The sequence below is a fragment of the Microbacterium sp. Y355 genome (assembly GCF_059445345.1).
On sequence record NZ_JCAIUD010000001.1, the window covers coordinates 2,616,437 to 2,633,998 of the forward strand.

The 17,562-nt window shown below is 65.0% G+C and carries 18 protein-coding genes; 11 read left to right on the top strand and 7 right to left on the bottom strand.

Annotated elements, in window-relative coordinates; genetic code table 11:
* The first annotated feature begins 95 nt into the window (after positions 1 to 95).
* Positions 96 to 1,604: a hypothetical protein gene (locus AC1C2O_RS12565; protein ID WP_495430775.1), complete on the top strand. Its 1,509-nt coding sequence runs from the start codon at positions 96 to 98 to the stop codon at positions 1,602 to 1,604.
* Between the two features lie 3 nt (positions 1,605 to 1,607).
* Here the strand turns inward: AC1C2O_RS12565 and AC1C2O_RS12570 are convergent, their stop codons facing one another.
* Positions 1,608 to 2,669 (bottom strand): LacI family DNA-binding transcriptional regulator, encoded by a 1,062-nt coding sequence (locus AC1C2O_RS12570; protein ID WP_495430776.1) that lies wholly within the window; start codon positions 2,667 to 2,669, stop codon positions 1,608 to 1,610.
* A gap of 59 nt (positions 2,670 to 2,728) precedes the next feature.
* Here AC1C2O_RS12570 and AC1C2O_RS12575 point away from each other — a divergent pair, with 59 nt between their 5' ends.
* On the top strand, positions 2,729 to 3,961 hold the full coding sequence (locus tag AC1C2O_RS12575) for an MFS transporter (protein WP_495430777.1): 1,233 nt from the start codon (positions 2,729 to 2,731) through the stop codon (positions 3,959 to 3,961).
* A 9-nt stretch (positions 3,962 to 3,970) separates the two neighbouring features.
* Positions 3,971 to 4,666: an endonuclease NucS gene (nucS, locus tag AC1C2O_RS12580; RefSeq protein ID WP_495430778.1), complete on the top strand. Its 696-nt coding sequence runs from the start codon at positions 3,971 to 3,973 to the stop codon at positions 4,664 to 4,666.
* Between the two features lie 6 nt (positions 4,667 to 4,672).
* On the opposite strand, the gene AC1C2O_RS12585 is transcribed toward nucS, so the two are convergent.
* Positions 4,673 to 4,909: a response regulator gene (locus tag AC1C2O_RS12585; RefSeq protein WP_495431734.1), complete on the bottom strand. Its 237-nt coding sequence runs from the start codon at positions 4,907 to 4,909 to the stop codon at positions 4,673 to 4,675.
* 174 nt (positions 4,910 to 5,083) lie between these two features.
* On the opposite strand from AC1C2O_RS12585, the gene AC1C2O_RS12590 reads away from it, so the two are divergent.
* Positions 5,084 to 5,752, top strand: a complete 669-nt coding sequence (locus tag AC1C2O_RS12590; RefSeq protein ID WP_495430779.1) for an HAD hydrolase-like protein — start codon at positions 5,084 to 5,086, stop codon at positions 5,750 to 5,752.
* A gap of 69 nt (positions 5,753 to 5,821) precedes the next feature.
* Here AC1C2O_RS12590 and AC1C2O_RS12595 read toward each other — a convergent pair whose 3' ends face one another.
* Together AC1C2O_RS12595 and AC1C2O_RS12600 are read right to left on the bottom strand one after the other, a co-directional pair.
* Positions 5,822 to 6,028, bottom strand: coding sequence for a cold-shock protein (locus AC1C2O_RS12595; RefSeq protein ID WP_439283423.1), 207 nt, complete (start codon positions 6,026 to 6,028; stop codon positions 5,822 to 5,824).
* A gap of 616 nt (positions 6,029 to 6,644) precedes the next feature.
* Positions 6,645 to 8,678 (bottom strand): MMPL family transporter, encoded by a 2,034-nt coding sequence (locus AC1C2O_RS12600; protein ID WP_495430780.1) that lies wholly within the window; start codon positions 8,676 to 8,678, stop codon positions 6,645 to 6,647.
* Between the two features lie 95 nt (positions 8,679 to 8,773).
* Between AC1C2O_RS12600 and AC1C2O_RS12605 the strand changes: the two genes are divergently transcribed.
* The gene (locus AC1C2O_RS12605) at positions 8,774 to 9,265 is read left to right on the top strand and encodes a hypothetical protein (RefSeq protein WP_495430781.1); all 492 of its coding nucleotides are present in this window, start codon (positions 8,774 to 8,776) and stop codon (positions 9,263 to 9,265) included.
* 127 nt (positions 9,266 to 9,392) lie between these two features.
* Positions 9,393 to 9,566, top strand: coding sequence for a CsbD family protein (locus AC1C2O_RS12610; RefSeq protein ID WP_495430782.1), 174 nt, complete (start codon positions 9,393 to 9,395; stop codon positions 9,564 to 9,566).
* Between the two features lie 97 nt (positions 9,567 to 9,663).
* On the opposite strand, the gene AC1C2O_RS12615 is transcribed toward AC1C2O_RS12610, so the two are convergent.
* Positions 9,664 to 10,218: a small multidrug efflux protein gene (locus AC1C2O_RS12615; RefSeq protein ID WP_495430783.1), complete on the bottom strand. Its 555-nt coding sequence runs from the start codon at positions 10,216 to 10,218 to the stop codon at positions 9,664 to 9,666.
* 146 nt (positions 10,219 to 10,364) lie between these two features.
* Between AC1C2O_RS12615 and AC1C2O_RS12620 the strand changes: the two genes are divergently transcribed.
* Genes AC1C2O_RS12620 through AC1C2O_RS12630 form a run of 3 tightly spaced genes read left to right on the top strand, consistent with a single transcriptional unit; the run spans position 10,365 to position 13,095 of the window.
* Complete coding sequence (locus AC1C2O_RS12620; RefSeq protein ID WP_495430784.1) at positions 10,365 to 11,597, top strand: sensor histidine kinase; 1,233 nt, start codon at positions 10,365 to 10,367, stop codon at positions 11,595 to 11,597.
* Positions 11,594 to 12,199 (top strand): response regulator, encoded by a 606-nt coding sequence (locus AC1C2O_RS12625; protein ID WP_495430785.1) that lies wholly within the window; start codon positions 11,594 to 11,596, stop codon positions 12,197 to 12,199. The genes AC1C2O_RS12620 and AC1C2O_RS12625 overlap by 4 nt, the downstream gene beginning before the upstream one ends.
* A gap of 5 nt (positions 12,200 to 12,204) precedes the next feature.
* Positions 12,205 to 13,095: a hypothetical protein gene (locus AC1C2O_RS12630; protein ID WP_495430786.1), complete on the top strand. Its 891-nt coding sequence runs from the start codon at positions 12,205 to 12,207 to the stop codon at positions 13,093 to 13,095.
* A 13-nt stretch (positions 13,096 to 13,108) separates the two neighbouring features.
* On the opposite strand, the gene AC1C2O_RS12635 is transcribed toward AC1C2O_RS12630, so the two are convergent.
* On the bottom strand, positions 13,109 to 13,753 hold the full coding sequence (locus tag AC1C2O_RS12635) for a TetR/AcrR family transcriptional regulator (protein ID WP_495430787.1): 645 nt from the start codon (positions 13,751 to 13,753) through the stop codon (positions 13,109 to 13,111).
* Between the two features lie 108 nt (positions 13,754 to 13,861).
* Between AC1C2O_RS12635 and AC1C2O_RS12640 the strand changes: the two genes are divergently transcribed.
* Positions 13,862 to 15,538: an FAD-binding dehydrogenase gene (locus AC1C2O_RS12640; protein ID WP_495430788.1), complete on the top strand. Its 1,677-nt coding sequence runs from the start codon at positions 13,862 to 13,864 to the stop codon at positions 15,536 to 15,538.
* Positions 15,535 to 16,515, top strand: a complete 981-nt coding sequence (locus AC1C2O_RS12645; RefSeq protein ID WP_495430789.1) for an MBL fold metallo-hydrolase — start codon at positions 15,535 to 15,537, stop codon at positions 16,513 to 16,515. Before AC1C2O_RS12640 ends, AC1C2O_RS12645 begins: the two co-directional genes overlap by 4 nt.
* A gap of 39 nt (positions 16,516 to 16,554) precedes the next feature.
* Here the strand turns inward: AC1C2O_RS12645 and rarD are convergent, their stop codons facing one another.
* Positions 16,555 to 17,514 carry an EamA family transporter RarD gene (gene rarD, locus AC1C2O_RS12650; protein ID WP_495430790.1) on the bottom strand — a complete coding sequence of 320 codons (960 nt, stop codon included), beginning with the start codon at positions 17,512 to 17,514 and terminating at the stop codon, positions 16,555 to 16,557.
* Positions 17,515 to 17,562 lie beyond the last annotated feature (48 nt).

Here is a 17,562-nt window from a genome sequence, read left to right on the forward strand (position 1 = left end):
GGCGGGGGTTTTTCACAGTTTACCTGGCGTGATCGCGTGCCGTCCCCACATGGGCTTCGCGCTTCCGCCCTCGGCCGACATGAAAGAGTGGTGGGATGCGGCGCACGTGGACTCGAGAGATCAGCGGTTGGCTCGCGGCGACGCTCATCGCCGCCGCGACGGTGGCGCAGATTGCATCGACCGCGCGGTCGGAGTTGATTTTCCGCGACGGCGATTCGCTGGCCGTCGCAATGCTGGTGCGGTCGATCTCTGACGGTGAGGGTTTCGACTGGGCGATGTCGAGTGTGCTGTTTCTGCCCGAAGCCATCATCTTCGGCGTGCTTTGGATGCTGGGGCGCCTGCTTTCGCTGGACGTCAACGCCGTGCTGGCCATCAACGCGGTGGTGAATCTGGTGGCGCTCTACGGTGCCGTGCGTCTGGCCGCAGGGCGCCGACGCAGCGGATACGCCCCTGTCGCCTGGTCTGTCATCGCGGTGGCTGCCTTCTGCCTGATCGCCGTCACGGAGACCACGAGCTCGCGCGAGTCTTTAGAGCTCGCGTCAACGCTGGCTATGACGACCTATTACTCGGCAACCGTGATCGCGGTGGTGCTGAGTGTCGGCATCGTGCGGCGCGCCTTCGATCGCCCTGTCGTGAGCCGAGTGCTTCCCGTATGGCTGGCCGTCTTAGCGGCTGCATCGGTGCTCTCCAACCCTCTCTATATCGCGTGGGCAACGGTTCCCCTGAGCATCATGCTCGGCATCACCGCTGTCTATGCGGCGTCTCGGCAGCGCGCGCTCACCCTTCTTGGATGGCTCATCGGTGGCAGCATCGTGGGTTTCCTCGGTCGCATTCCCCTTTCGGCATGGATCTCCAAAAGCGGCGCTGAGTACGCCCAGCCGGCGCTCTGGCCCGAGTCTGTGCAGTACTACGGCAACCTGCTCGCAGAGCGCCTGTCCACCCCACTCGGCGTGATCGGCACGCTCTTGCTGCTGGCGCTGCTGATGTTCGCGATACGAGGGACGCTGCGCGCCCAGAGCGCCGGCTCCCGCCTCGTCGCCGCCTCCGCTTGGCTTCTTCCGGTACTCGTGGCGGTCGGGGCGATGGCGCTCGGCACCCACGCCGCTCGCTACCTGGGGCCGGTGGCCTTCGCGCCGATACTCGGATTGGTCGCTTCACCGAGAGCAGTGCGGATGCCGCGGCGCACGGCGACCGTGATCACCGCGGTCCTCGGCACCGTGATCCTCCTCGGTGGTGCGCTCAGCGTTCCGCGCCTGGCAGTTGCGGCACAGCATCCGAACGACGATCTGGTCTGTGTGAATGACTGGGTGAGCGCGTCAGGGCAGACCGGTGCCGGACAGTTCTGGACCGTGCGGCTTCCGAAGCTGCACCTCGATGATCCCTCGCAGCTCGTGCAGGTCGACCATCAACTGAACGCCTACGCGTGGCTCGTCAATCGCACGGACTTCGAGGTGGGCGAGGTGACCTTCCTGATCGAGGATGCGCAGAGCGTTGACTGGGAGCTGGGCACGAACGCGCTGCCGAACGATGTGATCGACTGCGGTCAGTACACGATCTACGACTTCACGCCGGACGCGCTGCCGCTGGGCCCGCCGCGCTCCTGACCCTCAAGTCGGAGCCGCTGTGGTCGTGCCGGCCCGGAAGCGAGAGGTGTAGTGCAGTGATGACGCGGCCTCGCCCCGGAGCATCCGCGCGACCTGCTCCCCCGCCGCACGCCCCTTCTCGACGGCCGGCTGCACCATCGTGGTCAGAACATGGGCGCCGATGCCGTCGACACGGATGCCGTCGAACCCTGCCACGCTCAGATCCGCCGGCACGCGCAGCCCCAGTTCTTCCGCCGCGCGAATCACACCGGCCGCAAGCAGATCGCTCTGTGCGAGCACCGCGGTCGGTCGGGTGTCGGGGTCGGCGAGCAGCGCACGCCCGGCGATCACACCTTCGTCGATCGAGCTGCCGCCGGCCGAGAGTGCCCGCACGTCGGGAAAGACGTCCCGCACACCGGCATAGCGGTCCAGTGTGACGTCGACGGTTGCACGCTCCCACTGATCCGAGCTGATCGGCCCGCGCACGCGATCGCTGTCGAGCGGCAGCGTCACGGTCGCGACTCGTTCGTGCCCGAGGCTCTGCATATACCGGGCGAGTTCAGCGGTCGCCTCACGGTTGTCCAGCGTGATGCGTGGGATCCCCTCCCCCGCATCACCTTCGATCACGACAACCGGCAGCCCTCGGCTCCGCACGAGATCCAGCGACGCACGAGTTCGCCCGGAGCATCCAATCAACACGACAGCATCCACCGGTGCGGTCGCCAGCGCCGAACTCTCATCATCTTCCGGATCGTCACGCAGCAGCAGCACACCTGCTCCGAGCGATGCAAGACCGTCGGTGAGCCCATCCATCATCGCGATGGCAACCGGGTCGAGGAAGGCTGCACGCAGCTGGCCCTCGAGCACGACAGCGACGATGCCGCTGCGCCCGGTGCGCAGCGACGCGGCCCGCGGGTCAGGACCGGCATAGCCCAGCTCAGCCGCTGCGGCAAGCACCCGCTCCCGAGTAACATCTGAGACCTTCGTCTTTCCGCTGAACACGACCGAGGCCGTTGAGGTCGACACACCCGCCTCGCGTGCCACATCTGCGATGGTCGCGCGGCGAGGCGCGGAAGCGGCGGTCATCTTCCGAGGATAACCCGATTCTGTTGCCGCAGATCGAATCGATTCGATACGCTCTGTGAATGGACTTCGCCCTCACCCGCTCGCAGTACCTGCGCTGGCGCAACGCAATCTTCGCGATCTTCCTCGCCAGCGGCGTCTCGATCGCCACGTGGGCCTCGCGCGTACCCGACATCAAGCTCGCGCTCAACATCGACAACGCTCAGATCGGCTTGCTGTTGCTGGGCATGGGGATCGCCTCGATCCTCGGGATCTCGACGAGCCCCGCCGTCATGGCACGCACCGGCGCGCGCCGAGGGATGCTGGCGCTGATGATCACGCTCTCGGTCGGCCTCGTCCTGATCGGGATCGGCACGACCGTGCTCGCGTCGTTCCCGGTCGTCATCATCGGTCTCGCCCTGTTCGGGTTCGGTAATGGATGCCTCGACGTCATGATGAACGTCGAAGCCACGGCCATCGAGCAGGAGGCTGGTAAGACGATCCTGCCGCTGTTCCATGCGTTCTTCAGCTTCGGCACCGTCATCGGCGCTGGTGCCGGATGGGCGGCAACGACCTGGCACATCGGCGTCGCCACGCACACAATCGTCGTCGCTGCGATCATCTTCGCCAGTGCATTCGTCTGCATCGCTAACGTGCCGAACCGTGAGGCCACCCTCGACCCCGCGGAGCCAGGGGAGAAGCCGCACTGGCGCGATCGGATGCACGTGGCGATGTCTGCCTGGCGCGAGCCTCGCACCTACGCGCTCGGCGTCGTGATGCTCGGCATGGCCTTCGCTGAGGGCGGCGCGAACGACTGGCTCGCGCTCGGCACGGCCGAAGATCACGGCGGCGGCACGGCGATGGGCGCCGCGGCACTCACTGTCTTCTCGGTGTGCATGACGGCTGTGCGGATCTTCGGCGGCCCTCTGGTCGATACATTCGGCCGCGTAGTCGTGCTTCGCTTTCTCGCGATTACAGCCGCGGGCGGCATCCTGCTGTTCATCCTCGCGCCGTCCCTCCCCCTCGTCTTCGTGGGTACGGCACTCTGGGGCATCGGCGCCTCGCTCGGATTCCCCCTCGGCATGTCAGCGGCAGCGGATGAACCGGAAAAGGCGGCCGCACGTGTGAGTGCCGCCGCGACGATCGGCTACGTCGCGTTCCTCGGCGGTCCACCGATTCTGGGGCTGATCAGCGAACACATCGGACTGCTGAACACGCTGTTCATCCTGGTTGTGCTTGTTGTGGCATCCGGGCTGTTCTCGGGCGCCGCCCGCCCATTGAAGGAAACGGCGCAGAAGAAGTCGAACGCCGGTTAGGCTCTTCGGGTGCGTCTCGTCATTGCCCGCTGCTCCGTGGATTACACCGGGCGGCTCAACGCCCACCTCCCCCTCGCCACGCGTCTGCTCGTGCACAAGGGCGACGGCAGCCTGCTTGTGCACTCCGATGGCGGCAGCTACAAGCCGCTGAACTGGATGAGCCCTCCCTGCACCCTCACCACCGAGGAACCGGGCGAGGGAGAAAGCAGCGCCGGCGTCATCGAGGTGTGGCGCGTGACGCACAAGAAGACCGGCGATGCGCTGCGCGTTCAGATTTACGAGGTGCTGCACGACTCCGCTCATGAACTCGGTATCGACCCCGGGCTGCAGAAGGATGGCGTCGAAGCCGACCTTCAGAGGTTGCTCGCCGAGCAGGTCGAACTGATCAGCGAGGGTGCGACGCTGGTGCGTCGCGAGTTTCCGACGGCGATCGGTCCGGTCGACCTGATGGTGCGGGATGCCAACGGCGCAGCCATCGCGGTGGAGATCAAGCGGCGCGGCGATATCGACGGTGTCGAGCAGCTCACCCGTTACCTCGAACTCCTCGGGCGCGATCCGCACCTGGCCCCAGTGCAGGGCGTCTTCGCCGCCCAAGAGATCAAGCCACAGGCGCGCGTGCTGGCCGAGGACCGAGGCATCCGCTGCCTCGTGCTCGACTACGACGAGATGAAGGGCATCGAGTCCGGAGTACCGCGCCTGTTCTGAGCGCGGTCAGCGAGTCGTGACGAGGCGCGGCGCGGGACCCTCCAGGCGCGCGATCGCTATCTTCACCTCTGTCAGCTCCTGCTCGACACGGCCCAGTCGGTCCTCGACGCGGTCGAATCGTGCATCCACCCGCACCTCCTGAGTGGCGAATCCGGCGTCCATTCGGCGAATCATCCACGCGAACCCGCCGAAGAGTGCGACGAGAATCGTCGCGAGACTCGCGAGCATCGTCACCACATCCATTGACACGAACACACCTCCATTGTCTCCCTGGTTGTTCAGATTGTCACGAGGATTCGACAGCCATCGGCGCTGAAGACACGTTCCGTGGATAACCGCCGTGAGATCAAATCGGTGCAGAAAAAGTGGGCAGGACCGCGGGCGGGCTCACCGACCAGCCGCGCCTAGGCTGGAAGCATGCCCCACTCCCCTTACTCCTGCGTGCTGTGGGATGTCGACGGCACCATCGCCGACGCCACGCCCGGTATCTTCCCTCGTCTCCTCGAGGTGCTCGCATCCTTCGACCTACCGGCACCGGATCCCACTGCGCTGTCACGCTGGGTCGGTCCGCCGATGTACGAGTCTTTCCAGATCCTGGCGGGTCTGAGCCCAGAGCAGGCCGATGACGCGCTCCATCGCTACCGCGAACTCGCCGCACGTGATGGATACGCAGACTCGGTCGACATCTACCCCGGTGTCCCTGATGTGATCCGCGCCGTCGCGGCGGCCGGCATCCCCCAGGCGACCGCGAGCACAAAGCCCGAGAACCAGGTGCGGGCGATCCTCGAACACAATGACCTGGCGGACCTTTTCACGGCGATCTCTGGCGCACGTAGTGGCACCATCGGACGCAGCGACAGCAAATCCGACGTCGTCGGCTGGGCACTCGAACGCCTGCAGGCTGCGGGCGTCGACACGTCGAATCCGGTGCTCATCGGCGATCGTCATCACGATGTCGAGGGTGCCGTCGAGTTCGGCATCCCCGTCATCTTCGCCGAATGGGGATTCGGTGATTCGTCCGAGGGCGAACCGGCCGCGTTCCGCGCCGGTGACGCGAAGGCTTTGCAGGCGCTGCTGCTCCCGTAGAAAACACAACACTCCCCGCCGGCGCACGAGGTGACGCGCGCCGGAGCGGGGAGTGCGGTGTTATCGCCCTTAGATGGGGTGAATGTTCTCGGCTTGCAGGCCCTTGGGGCCCTGCGCCACCTCGAACTCGACGCGCTGGTTCTCGTCGAGTGAGCGGTAGCCGCTTGCTTCAATGGCGGAATAGTGCGCGAAGACGTCAGCGCCGCCGTCATCGGGGGAGATAAAGCCGAAGCCCTTCTCCGAGTTGAACCACTTAACCGTGCCTTGGGTACTCATGTACTGCCGTTCTGCTGGATGTCGTCGAGGCCGGATGCCCCGACGATGCCCACATTATCGGGGCAGCCACCGCGTGGAACAGCCCGGGCGAGAAGGTAATCCAAATGTTGCACGAGCGATACTTCGTGGAATCGCGCCAACGATTGCCGCTGCTGTCGAGTCGCACGCCCGCAGAAAAGAGGACGGCCCTCACCGCGGGGGGAGCGATGAGGGCCAAAGACGACCGGAGGGTGCGTCAGAAAACACCCTATATGCAAAAGGTAATTCTTGTCCCCCATTTGGGGGACAAATTCGAAAAAACGTGGGAAGATAACCCGATAGCGGCCCCCCGAGTAGACCATTGGGGACTGGCCCATTTGAGGGGCCCAATAGCATGCGTGGATCGTCAGACTCTGGGGACAGCCTTACCGTCGTCTGGGGCGACGGTGACGATCACACCCCGTACGCATGCACCTTCACATTCGGGGAGGATGTGCGACTCGTCCACGAAGTTCTCGGGGAGTTGAGTTCGGTCGAGGTTGGGGAATGATCCCGCAGGGATCGCAGGTTTCGGGAAGAGATGGGACGCACAGCACGGATCTTGATCCGGCGCCTCATCTCTCCCGAAACTGCGGGATCACCTGCGCGGCCACCAAATGCGCTCACCCAGCAGCCCGAACAGCGCTGGCACGACCACGGCGCGCACGACCAGTGTGTCGACCACCACTCCGACCCCGACGATCAGGCCCAGCTGCCCGAGCGTGACCAGGGGCAGTACTCCGAGCGCCGCGAAGACTGCTGCGAGCACGATCCCTGCACTGGTGATGACGGCGCCGGTGTGCGCGACGGCCTGCACCATGCCTCCACGCGTGCCGTGGGTCTCGGCTTCAACGCGGGCACGATGCACGAGGAAGATCGTGTAATCGATCCCGAGCGCGACAAGGAAGAGGAATGCCAGCAGTGGCACCTGCAGGTCGAGCGCTGGCTGATCGAACAGCACCCTGCTCAGCCAGGCGCCAGCGCCGATCGCTGCGACGGCGCTGATCAGATTGACCAACAGCAGCACCAAGGGTGCGACCAGAGATCGCAGCAGGACGAGAAGCACGATGAAACTCACGGCAAGCACCAGCGGCGCGATGAGGAGAAGATCCCGCTCGTTTCCTGCCCTGGCATCCAGGTCTGTCGCGATCGCACCGCCCACCAAAGCGTCGGCATCCGGCACGCCGTGGGCCACCGTCCGCAGCTCGGTCACGAGATCAAGACTCTCGGCAGTACCCGGTGCAAACTCACCGGTGACCATGATCTGTGTGAGTGTGCCGTCGTCGGTCTCACCGATCGGATGCGCGCGCAGCACGCCGTCGACATCGGCCATCGCACCCACCACCTCGTCTGCGTATGAGCTGTCGGCGACGACGAAGATCGGCTGCGACTCTCCGGGCGGGAAATGGTCAGCGAGCACCTCGAGCCCGGCCGCTGATTCGGATTCCCCTCGAAACTTCTCGACCTGATTGAGACCGACCGATGTTCCGAGGAGTCCGGTGGCCATGATGGCCAGCAGGGCGAGGCCACTCACCAGACTCACCACCGGCCGCCGCATCACGCGCGTCGCGATGCGGTGCCAGACCGTTTCGCGCGTGGCACCAGCACCCGCGTTCGGCATGAAGGGCCAGAACACCTTACGCCCGCACAGCGCTAGCAGCGGAGGCAGCGCAAACAGCACCGCGGCGAGCGCGATCAGCAGACCAACGGCAGACGACACACCGAGCCCGCGCGTGCCGGGGATCACCGCGAGTGCGAGCGTCAACAACGCCAGAACGACGGTGATGTTGGATGCCACGATCGCTGGCACTGTCTTACGCCAGGCCTCGCTCAGCGCCTGGCGATGATCCTCGTGCACGGCAAGCTCTTCCCGGTACCGCGAGATCAGCAGCAGCGCGTAGTTGGTACCGGCACCGAACACGAGCACGCTGATGATGCCGGCATCGAACTGCAGATCGAGCAGCGCACCAACGGCGCCGGTGACCTTCCCGGCGAGCTGATCGGCGAACGCGACCACGGTAAGCGGGAGGAGCCAGAGGATGGGGGAGCGGTAGGTGATGATCAGCAGAAGTGCGACGATGATGATCGTCACCGCCAGCAGCGTGAAGTCGGCGCCATCGAAGGCCGAAGTGATGTCGGCGCCGAAGGCTGGGCCGCCGGTGACCTGCAGAGTGATTCCGTCTGGTGCGACGCCCTCGAGCGATTCGCGCAAGTCTTTGACGATGTGGGCCGTCTCAGCATTGTCGGCGCCGACAGTGATCGGAGTGACGATCACCGCCGCCGCTCCGTCATCGCTCACGCTCGGGCCGGACGATGTCAGTCCGGTGTGCTCATTGAGTACGGGAACGACCTTCTCCAGCGCCTGAATGTCGGAATCGGTCAGGACCGCAGCATCCGTTCGCGAAGCGACCACCAGAACCGACTGCTCATCAGCGTTCGGAAACTCGTCCAGCAGCGCGCTCACGCGGGAGGATTCCGAGTCAGCGGGCGCCGATTCGTTCCCGGATGGGGCATCGATCCGGGAAAACAGACCGAACAGCGCGGTGAACACGATCAGCACGACGCCCAGTGAGATCCATGCGCCCCGCCGTGAAGTGAGCCGGTCGGAGAAGCGCACGCGAGTAGTTGTCATGCCTCAAGCTCACTAACCAGTCCGCAAACCGACATCGCTCAAAAGGTGGAGACAGCGACCTCGCCCGGGAGCGGACAGCGCAATATGCTCCGAGTATGTCGCTCGAATCGTTTCTCCTGCGCGTTGATCGGCTCGCTGGCGGCCGCGGGGCCGGAATCGTGATCTCAGAAGATGCACGCACCCACCCGAAAACCGTGCGTGCGTTCAGCTGGATCATGTGGCTGCTCGTCGTCGAGCTCGTGATCGGCGTCGGCGCCTTCGTCGTGGCAGTGCTGTTGGCGACCAATGGTGCATCAGTGGGCTTCGCCGTCTGGATGCGCACGGTCGTGGTGCTTGGCATGACCGTGACGCTGTTCTACTTTGCCTGGCGTGCCAAGCTCGGCTGGCGGTGGGGATATCAGCGTCTTCGCCTGTTCGCGCAGATCTTCCCCGTGATCACACTGGTGATGGCGGCGATTCCCGGACTGTATCCGGCGTGGATGGTCACCGAGCAGATAATTTTCAGCCTGGTCATGATCGGCATTGCCGACTTCCTCACGAGCGATCACATGCGTGAGGCTTACCGCAAGCCCACGCCGACGACGTAGGCGCAGTTCCGGTACCCTCCCCGCCACCGCGCGTCAACCCCGTCGGCCTATCTCGATATCCGTGTGACAGTCGACCATATGGATCATCTGATCCCCGACGATGATCCCCGACGAAAGGAACGGATCAATGGGTGTTGGAGACAAGGCGAAGCACACCGCTGAAGACATGGCCGGTCACATGAAGGAAGCCGCTGGCAAGCTCACCGACAACGAGAAGCTCGAAGCGGAGGGCAAGGCTGACCAGGCCAAGGCCGACATCAAGAAGGCCGGCGACAACGTCAAAGACGCCTTCAATAAGTAGAAGACGCCTTCAATAAGTAGAAGACGCCTTCAAGAAGTAGTTCGACTGGGCAGCGCCATCGATGCGGCGCTGCCCAGCGATGCTGGCCGGATGATGCTCAGCTCACAGCCTGGACGACGCCGCTGATGATCACCGCGAACACGGTTGTCCAGCCGATGATCGCAATGGCCTGCCAGATGAGGATGCGCACCTTGCCGACGCCGACGGCGGCGAGCATGGTCGCCGTGAACTGGGTCGGCAGCAGCAGCGGGCCGAGCAGGCTCACACCGGGAACCCCGTAGCGCTCCAGCGCCCGCAGGAACTTCTGGCGACGTGCGGCCTTGCGCGAATTGTCGTCTTCGATCGGAAGGCTGTCTGCTGCGGCATCCAGATCGACGGTGCCGCCGGATCCGGCGAGCACGCTGGCACGGCGACGATTGACCACTGCGGTGCGTGCACCAGAGCTGAGCAGCACGAGCAGAGCGACGGTGAGGAAGTTTCCGGCGATCGCCGCGATCGCGGCGATGACCGGGTGAATGCCGCCCAGGATGCCGATGCTCACGGCGCCTTCACCCTCGATGAAGGGGATCGCGCCGGCTGCAGCGACGATGACTGGCTGAAGGAACTCTGGCACCTGGCCGATCAGGTTCTGGAAGATCTCGATGAGGTTCATGATTGCTCCTGTCGTTTCGCACCGGGGGTTGGTGTGAAACCAGTCCATCGCTTTGCATCGATTGCGGGAAGTGCCGTTCTGTCACCTCTAGCCGGGCGCTCTGCACGACTGACGGGTGACAAGTGTCACGGCCGTAGTGTTGAACCATGAGCACTAGGTCCAACCCGGCGCCAGCCGGTTCATCGGCTGTGGCAGAGCGCAGCTCATTGCGGCTTGCACGCGGTGTATCGGCCACCTGGTGGTACACGGTCGCGGCCCTTCTCTTCTTCGAACTGGGAGTCGTGCTTGCCACGCTCGTCGTCGTCGCCTCCTCCCCAGCCCAATCGCCCGTCGCGATCGCTGGAGTCGGCCTCGGCGGTCTGGCGTGGGTTGCAGCAACGGTGGCGCTGCTGATCGATTACCGGCATCGGACGGACTCCGCACCGCTGGTGCGGTGGCGCAGGCAGCTACTGCCACTTTTGCTGTCCGTGGCATATGGAGTGACGGCCGGCGCGGTCTGCGGATTATGGATCGTCGGCGCTTTACCGCTGCTGCAGTCGCTCATGCTTCTCAACTGGCAGTCAGGCGTTCGGGTTCGGGCATTGCTCGCCGCCACTGGCCTGCTCGTCGCACTCGCCGTGATCGACACGAATGCGACAGACGGCGGGGCCGCGACGACGGCCTTGGGGACACTCATCTTGTTCTCCGTCATCCTTCCGGCGATGACCGTCGCTTCGCTGTGGTGGTGGGACGTACTGGTGCGGCTCGACCGGGCACGAGCCTCTGAGAGTCGCCTCGCCGCAACCCAGGAACGTCTGCGGGTGGCGACTGACGTGCACGACCTCCAGGGTCACCACCTGCAGGTGGTCGCGCTCCAGCTCGAACTGGCGGAGCGCCTGCTGACGAAAGACGCAGACGCCGCACTGGAGCAGCTGCGCGCGGCGCGAACCAGTGTGGCCGAAGCCCAGCAGGGCACACGCGACCTCGCGCTGCGATTCCGCTCAGTGCCGCTGCGAGACGAGATCGCCAACGCCGTCGATCTGCTGCAGGCGGCGGGTACGGCAGCGGAAGCGCGCGTGGATGCTGATGCAGATCGCGCGCCGGCATCCGTTCTGGGGCCCGTCATCCGTGAGACAACGACCAATGTCCTCCGCCACGGCGGCGGGAAGTGGGCGCGGTTGTCTCTGACTCGGCAGGCGGAGTCCTGGCGCTACGAGATCTCGAACGACGCGCCATCCGACACCTCCGCGAGCGACGATGGATCCGGGCTGGACGGTATCGGCCGTCGCGCCGCAGAGTTCGGCGGATCCGTCGAAGTGCAGCGTGGCAAGAACGAGTTCACGGTCGTCGTGACCGTGCCCGTAGTGGCCGATGTGACCGATCCGGGGGAGCAGCGATGATCCGCGTGCTGATTGCCGATGATGAGGCGATGATCCGCTCCGCCCTGGCGGCGCTGCTGCGGCTCGAGGATGACATCGACGTGGTCGCAGAGTGTGCTGACGGCGATCAGGCGGTCGTCATGGCCGAGAAGCTGCAGCCCGACATCTGCCTGCTCGATCTGGATATGCCGGGACTCGACGGTGTCGAGGTCGCCGAACGGTTGCGCCGCACGCTGCCGGCGACGCGCTGTGTAGTGGTGACGCGGCATGCGCGTCCCGGCGTACTGCGGCGAGCGCTGGCATCCGGAGTCGCCGGCTTCCTGCCGAAGTCTCGCGGCGCGAACGAGGTGGCCGAGGTGATCCGTCGGGTTGCTGCGGGCGGGCGCTATGTCGATCCAGAGGTCGCCGCCGACGCGCTGAGCGACGAAAGGAGCCCTCTGACCGATCGTGAGCTCGATGTGCTGCGCGCGGGACGACGCGGTGAGACGACCGGACAGATCGCGCGCTCACTGCTACTCGCGCCTGGAACCGTGCGCAATCACATCTCGGCAGTGCTCGCAAAGCTCCACGTCGCCACTCGCCAGCAGGCGGTGCTGGTGGCGGAAGAGCGCGGCTGGATCTGACTCGAATGTTCGGACTCTTCGGATCAATGTGGCGCCCGATGCGCCACCGACGCCGCGGCGTAGTCGAGTTGAAGTGGCTCACTGCCCGCTCGTACACGACGAAGTGGTACCCGCAGGGCATCGACTTCGGCACCTGGCAGGGGCGGCGAACCCTCGCCGTGAGCTGGTTCCGCAAAGACAAGACGGGTCAGCATCTCGCATCGCGAGTGACATTCATCGACTTGGAGCGCTCGCGGCACCTCGATGTGGCCCTCACGATCGAGGGTGATGACGGCGAACTCCTGCCCGCGAAAATCCATGCCGGTGGCCTCGCCTGGTTCGGTGATCGGCTGTTCGTCGCCGCCACCGGGCAGGGGATATGGGAGTTCGATCTCAGCGACACCCACAAGCCGAGGGGAGCGGCAGCGCGGCGAGTGGTGGGAGCACGACGACGAGGGTTCGGCGCGGTGGCGTTGGCCGCGGTCCGAACCCACGTGCATTCTGTGCCCCTGCGGTGTTCGTTTCTGGGTCGAGTGTTCGACACCGACGGCACTTCGCTTCCTCGCGTGCTCATCGGCGAATACCGCGGCGACACGCTCGGACGCATCGGCGAGTTCACGATTCCGGACGACGTCGACGGCTCCTTCACGCCAATCGACGAAAGCTCTCCGCAGATTCCATGCATGCAGGGCGCAGTGCAGTGGGGTGCGCGGCGGTTCATCTCGCAGTCGCGCGGCCTGAAGCCCGGTGCACTGTGGGACGGAGACGGCGCACAGCCGCAACGCAGTGACGTACCGCTGCCAATCGGCTGCGAGGATCTCGCCCTAGACCCGGAAGAGCGGATGCTGTGGTCGCTGGGCGAGCATCCATGGCGACGCGTCGTGCGCGGCATCCCGTTCGCCCGACTTGACCTGTGATGCGCCTCAAAGGCTACGAGCGTTGCGGCTCGCGCTGAGGGATCTCCTGCGTGAGGGAGAGGATGACTGCGCTGCATACGAGCCGGCGCAGCTGTGACGGGTCAGGGTCGGGGACGCTGTTGGCCAGCGCCCCGTTGTGAGCTGCCACGACGGCTCGGGTGAATAGATCCGCCGGCACCGTCGGAACGAGGCCGAGCTGCGCCAGTGCTCCTACGAGAACCGGTTGCAAGGCGCTGAGGAATTCGCGTTCGTGCTCGAGGAACTGGCCGGCGAGAGTGGAGTCGTACTGGGCGTCGGAGGCGAAGTTGATCCTGATCCGGAGCCATTCCAGATCGAACGTCATCGCCTCGACCACATCCTCCACCGCGTCTTTCGTCGACATCGGCTTTCGGGCGACGACGCGGCCAACCGCAGCCGCCAGTCGGGTGAGGACATCCGCCTGATGCTCGGCGTAAATGCTAAACACCAACTCGTCGAGCGAGGCGAAGTTGGAATAGAACGCACCCCTCGTGTAGCCAGCTCGTCCGGTGACGGCGTCGACGGTCACGGCCGATACTCCGCCTTCGACCAGGAGTCCGCTGGTCGCTTCGAGAAGTCGTCGCCTGGTCTCTGATCGTCTGCGGGGTACTCGGTCAGCCGGCAGGGTCAGTGTCGCCACGGGCGCTCCTCCTCTTCCTGATCAAGGTACAACCCCTTTTCAATACGAAGTGTATTGAGTACAGTCTGAATTCAAAGCACTGTCGACGCAAGAGGATCGGGAGACACGATGGACGCAGACGTCATCATCATCGGGGGTGGCCTTGCGGGCCTGGTCGCCAGCAACGAGCTCGTGCGGGCGGGCAAGAAAGTGCTGATCCTTGATCAGGAGAACGCCGCGAACCTGGGCGGGCAGGCCTTCTGGTCGTTCGGCGGCATCTTCATGGTCGACACCCCGATGCAGCGACGTCTGAGAGTGCGCGACTCGTTCGAGCTGGCCTGGCAGGACTGGCAGGGTTCAGCGGGTTGGGATCGTCTGGACGGTGAGCACCCCGAGGACGAATGGGCCGCCCAGTGGGGTCGGGCCTACGTCGAGTTCGCCGCGGACGACAAGCGGGCGTGGCTCGAAGAGCAGGGCGTGAAGTTCACGCCGCTGGTCGGGTGGGCGGAGCGCGGAGCGCTGACCGCTCGAGGTCACGGCAACTCCGTCCCCCGATTCCATGTGCCCTGGGGAACGGGAACGGGCATCTCCGAGCCCTTCGCGAACAAGGCCAGAGCAGCATCCGACGCGGGGCACGTGGCGTTCCACTTCCGCCATCGCGTGGACGAGTTGATCTTCGACGACGGTGTGGTGACCGGCGTGCGCGGCACCGTGCTCGCGCCGGACACTGCCCGCCGCGGTGCGCCATCGAACCGCGACCCGCTCGGCGAATTCGAGTTCCGCGCGCAAGCGGTCGTCATCGCCAGCGGCGGCATCGGCGGCAATCATGAGCAAGTGCGGAAGTGGTGGCCGGAGAGCCTCGGTACGCCTCCGCGGAAAATGATCACCGGCGTGCCGGAATACGTGGACGGACGGATGCTCGACATCGCCACCGAGCAGGGAGTGCGCCTGGTCAACAGAGACCGAATGTGGCATTACACCGAGGGGGTTCAGAACTGGAACCCGATCTGGCCAGACCACGCGATCCGCATCCTCCCCGGACCATCCTCATTCTGGTTGGACGCACGTGGCAGGCGGCTCCCGGCACCGGGTTTGCCGGGCTATGACACCCTCGGCACGTTGAAGATCCTCCGCACGACGCCGGATATCGCCGAGTACGACTACTCGTGGTTCATCCTCGACCAGACGATCATCAAGAAGGAGTTCGCTCTCTCCGGCTCTGAGCAGAATCCTGACATCACCAACCGCGATCTCGGCCTGCTGCTCCGCAGTCGGCTGGGCGGCTCCGCACCGGGCCCGGTCGAGGCCTTCAAAGACCACGGCGCCGACTTCGTTGTCGCCGACACGCTCTCCGAGCTGGTGCGCGGCATGAACGAGATGACGGGAGACGGCCTTCTCGATCTGGGAGAGATCGAGAAGCAGATCACGGCCCGCGACAACGAGATCGTCAATCCGTACTCGAAGGATGCGCAGACGATGGGGATACAGAACAGCCGTCGCTACCTCGGTGACAAGCTCACTCGCACCGTGAAGCCGCACCGAATCCTCGACCCTTCGCACGGCCCCCTCATCGCCGTGCGGCTCTGGATCGTTACTCGGAAGACTCTCGGTGGCATCCAGACCGACCTCAGCGGCCGAGCTCTCGATGCAGCCGGGCAGCCGATCAGCGGCCTGTACGCCGCGGGTGAGGCAGCGGGCTTCGGCGGCGGCGGCGCGCACGGCTACAACGCGTTGGAAGGCACCTTCCTCGGCGGATGCATCTTCACCGGCCGCACCGTCGGCCGCGCCCTGGGCAAGGCGCTATGAGCGGCGACGGCAAGCTGAAGCTCGGCGGCGGTAAGAGCGTCCCCACGATCATCAGCGAGATGATGCGAACGCCGAACATCGACCAGTGGGATGCGTTCACCGAAGCGGTGGCCCCGCCGGCAGCGAAAGGCGAAGTCCGCGCGGTGTTTCTCGGCGTATCCACTGTGCTGCTCCGGGACGACACCACGGCGATCCTCACCGACGGCTACTTCTCCCGACCGGGCCTCCTCCGCTTTTCCTTCGGCAAGGTCCGACCAGACCAGCGGCGCATCAAGGCCGCCCTGCGTCGCGCTGACATCGACCGACTCGATGCGGTATTCGTCGTCCACTCCCACGTCGATCACGCCCTCGACTCTGCGACGGTCGCGCAGAAGACCGGCTCCTGGCTCATCGGATCGGAGTCAACGCGGCAGATCTCCCGCGGAGTCGATTTTCCTCAGGAACGCTTCATGACAGCACACCATGACCAGCCGGTCCGGTTCGGCACGTTCACGCTCACGGCGGTGCACGCAGCCCACAGTCCCGACGACCTCGTCCCTGGCGAGATCACGACACCGATCACTCCCCCCGCCAAAACAGTGGCGTACCGCACCGGGGAGTGCTACTCCCTTTTCGCCGAGCATCAGCGCGGAACAGTCCTCATCCACGCGAGCGCAGCGTACATTCCCGGTGCCCTCGCGGGGCGGCATGCAGACACCGTCTACCTCGGCATCGGCGCGCTGGGCACGCAGTCCGACGAGTTCCGAGAGGCGTACTGGCGGGAGACCGTGGAAGCCGTTGGGGCACGGCGCGTGATCCCCATCCACTGGGACAACTTCACACGCAGGCTCGATCGCCCCCTGCGGCCCCTGCCCGCGCCGTTCGACAACGTCGCGAAGTCGCTCGAATGGCTCGAGAAGCGGGCTCGCAGCGCTGGCGTCACCTTTGCGATGCCCCGCCTCGGACACGAGGTCGACCCGTGGCCGGAGTCGCAATAGCGACGCGTACGGTTGGAGAATAGGGCTGGATCTGACCGGTCACAGCGGTGGCTCTTCCAGATGGATCCGGGAGCCTCCACGATGGCGGCGTCCGCTCACACCGAGCAGTACAAGGGCGATGACGATCGGGATGTAGACGAACGCATCCTGCGCCGTGAACATCTCGCCCAGAAGAAGTGCCGCGCCCAGCAGCAGCACAGGCTCGAGATATGACAGCAGACCGAACAGCGACAGCGGAAGCAGGCGTGAGGCGAGGATATAGAGGGTCATCGCCACACCGCTGAGCGACGCCATCAGCAGCATCCAGGGCCAGGACGCGGGGATGCTGCGCAATGGATCGGACGCGTACGAGACGATGATCACCACGACAGCCGGCACGATGAGCACGACGATCTCGATCAGGAACACCTGCATCGAATCGAGACCAGTCCAGCGGCGAAGAGCGAAGTAGATCGGGTAGAGGCCGGCAATGATGGCGACCGGCCAGTTCACGCCTCCGGCGATCAGCAACTGAGCGAGTACACCAACGCCGGCTGCCGCCACCGCGAGCCACTGCAGAATGCTCAGCCGGTCGTGGAAGAACACGCGTCCCACGACGACCATCACCAGCGGCAGCAGGAAGTAGCCGAAGGCGATGTCCTGCGCGTGCCCGTTGGCTGGTCCCCACATGAACACCCACAGTTGCAGCGCCATGATGCCGCTGGAGACGAGAACGATCAGTATTAGTTTCGGGCTGCGCGTGATGCGCGCGGTCACGGTTTTCAGCTCGGTGCGGGCCCTCGAGGATGCGTGCACCGCAAGGAGTGGGATAAGGATGAACAGCACGCGCCAGGCCGTCGTCTCCTCAGGTGTGAAGCCGTCGAGATGGCCACCCAGCAGGCTGATCACACCGAACAGTACGGATGCCAGCAGGATTGCCGCGACGCCGCGACCAGCAGCCGAGGAGAGAACAGAACGAGAGATGAGGCACTCCGTCGAATAAGGAGAGGTGTGCTGCAAATCTAGTCGCCTGGTCGCTAGCAACCGGAGTTGACAGATAATTCTACG

Coding starts and splice junctions, on each gene's coding strand:
- AC1C2O_RS12620 (WP_495430784.1), top strand. CDS start 10,365: ATGAGCACTAGGTCCAACCCGGCGCCAGCCGGTTCATCGGCTGTGGCA.
- AC1C2O_RS12600 (WP_495430780.1), bottom strand. CDS start 8,678: ATGACAACTACTCGCGTGCGCTTCTCCGACCGGCTCACTTCACGGCGG.
- AC1C2O_RS12645 (WP_495430789.1), top strand. CDS start 15,535: ATGAGCGGCGACGGCAAGCTGAAGCTCGGCGGCGGTAAGAGCGTCCCC.
- AC1C2O_RS12615 (WP_495430783.1), bottom strand. CDS start 10,218: ATGAACCTCATCGAGATCTTCCAGAACCTGATCGGCCAGGTGCCAGAG.
- AC1C2O_RS12595 (WP_439283423.1), bottom strand. CDS start 6,028: ATGAGTACCCAAGGCACGGTTAAGTGGTTCAACTCGGAGAAGGGCTTC.
- AC1C2O_RS12630 (WP_495430786.1), top strand. CDS start 12,205: ATGTTCGGACTCTTCGGATCAATGTGGCGCCCGATGCGCCACCGACGC.
- AC1C2O_RS12610 (WP_495430782.1), top strand. CDS start 9,393: ATGGGTGTTGGAGACAAGGCGAAGCACACCGCTGAAGACATGGCCGGT.
- AC1C2O_RS12570 (WP_495430776.1), bottom strand. CDS start 2,669: ATGACCGCCGCTTCCGCGCCTCGCCGCGCGACCATCGCAGATGTGGCA.
- AC1C2O_RS12605 (WP_495430781.1), top strand. CDS start 8,774: ATGTCGCTCGAATCGTTTCTCCTGCGCGTTGATCGGCTCGCTGGCGGC.
- AC1C2O_RS12590 (WP_495430779.1), top strand. CDS start 5,084: ATGCCCCACTCCCCTTACTCCTGCGTGCTGTGGGATGTCGACGGCACC.
- AC1C2O_RS12625 (WP_495430785.1), top strand. CDS start 11,594: ATGATCCGCGTGCTGATTGCCGATGATGAGGCGATGATCCGCTCCGCC.
- AC1C2O_RS12565 (WP_495430775.1), top strand. CDS start 96: ATGCGGCGCACGTGGACTCGAGAGATCAGCGGTTGGCTCGCGGCGACG.
- AC1C2O_RS12585 (WP_495431734.1), bottom strand. CDS start 4,909: ATGGATGTGGTGACGATGCTCGCGAGTCTCGCGACGATTCTCGTCGCA.
- AC1C2O_RS12640 (WP_495430788.1), top strand. CDS start 13,862: ATGGACGCAGACGTCATCATCATCGGGGGTGGCCTTGCGGGCCTGGTC.
- AC1C2O_RS12575 (WP_495430777.1), top strand. CDS start 2,729: ATGGACTTCGCCCTCACCCGCTCGCAGTACCTGCGCTGGCGCAACGCA.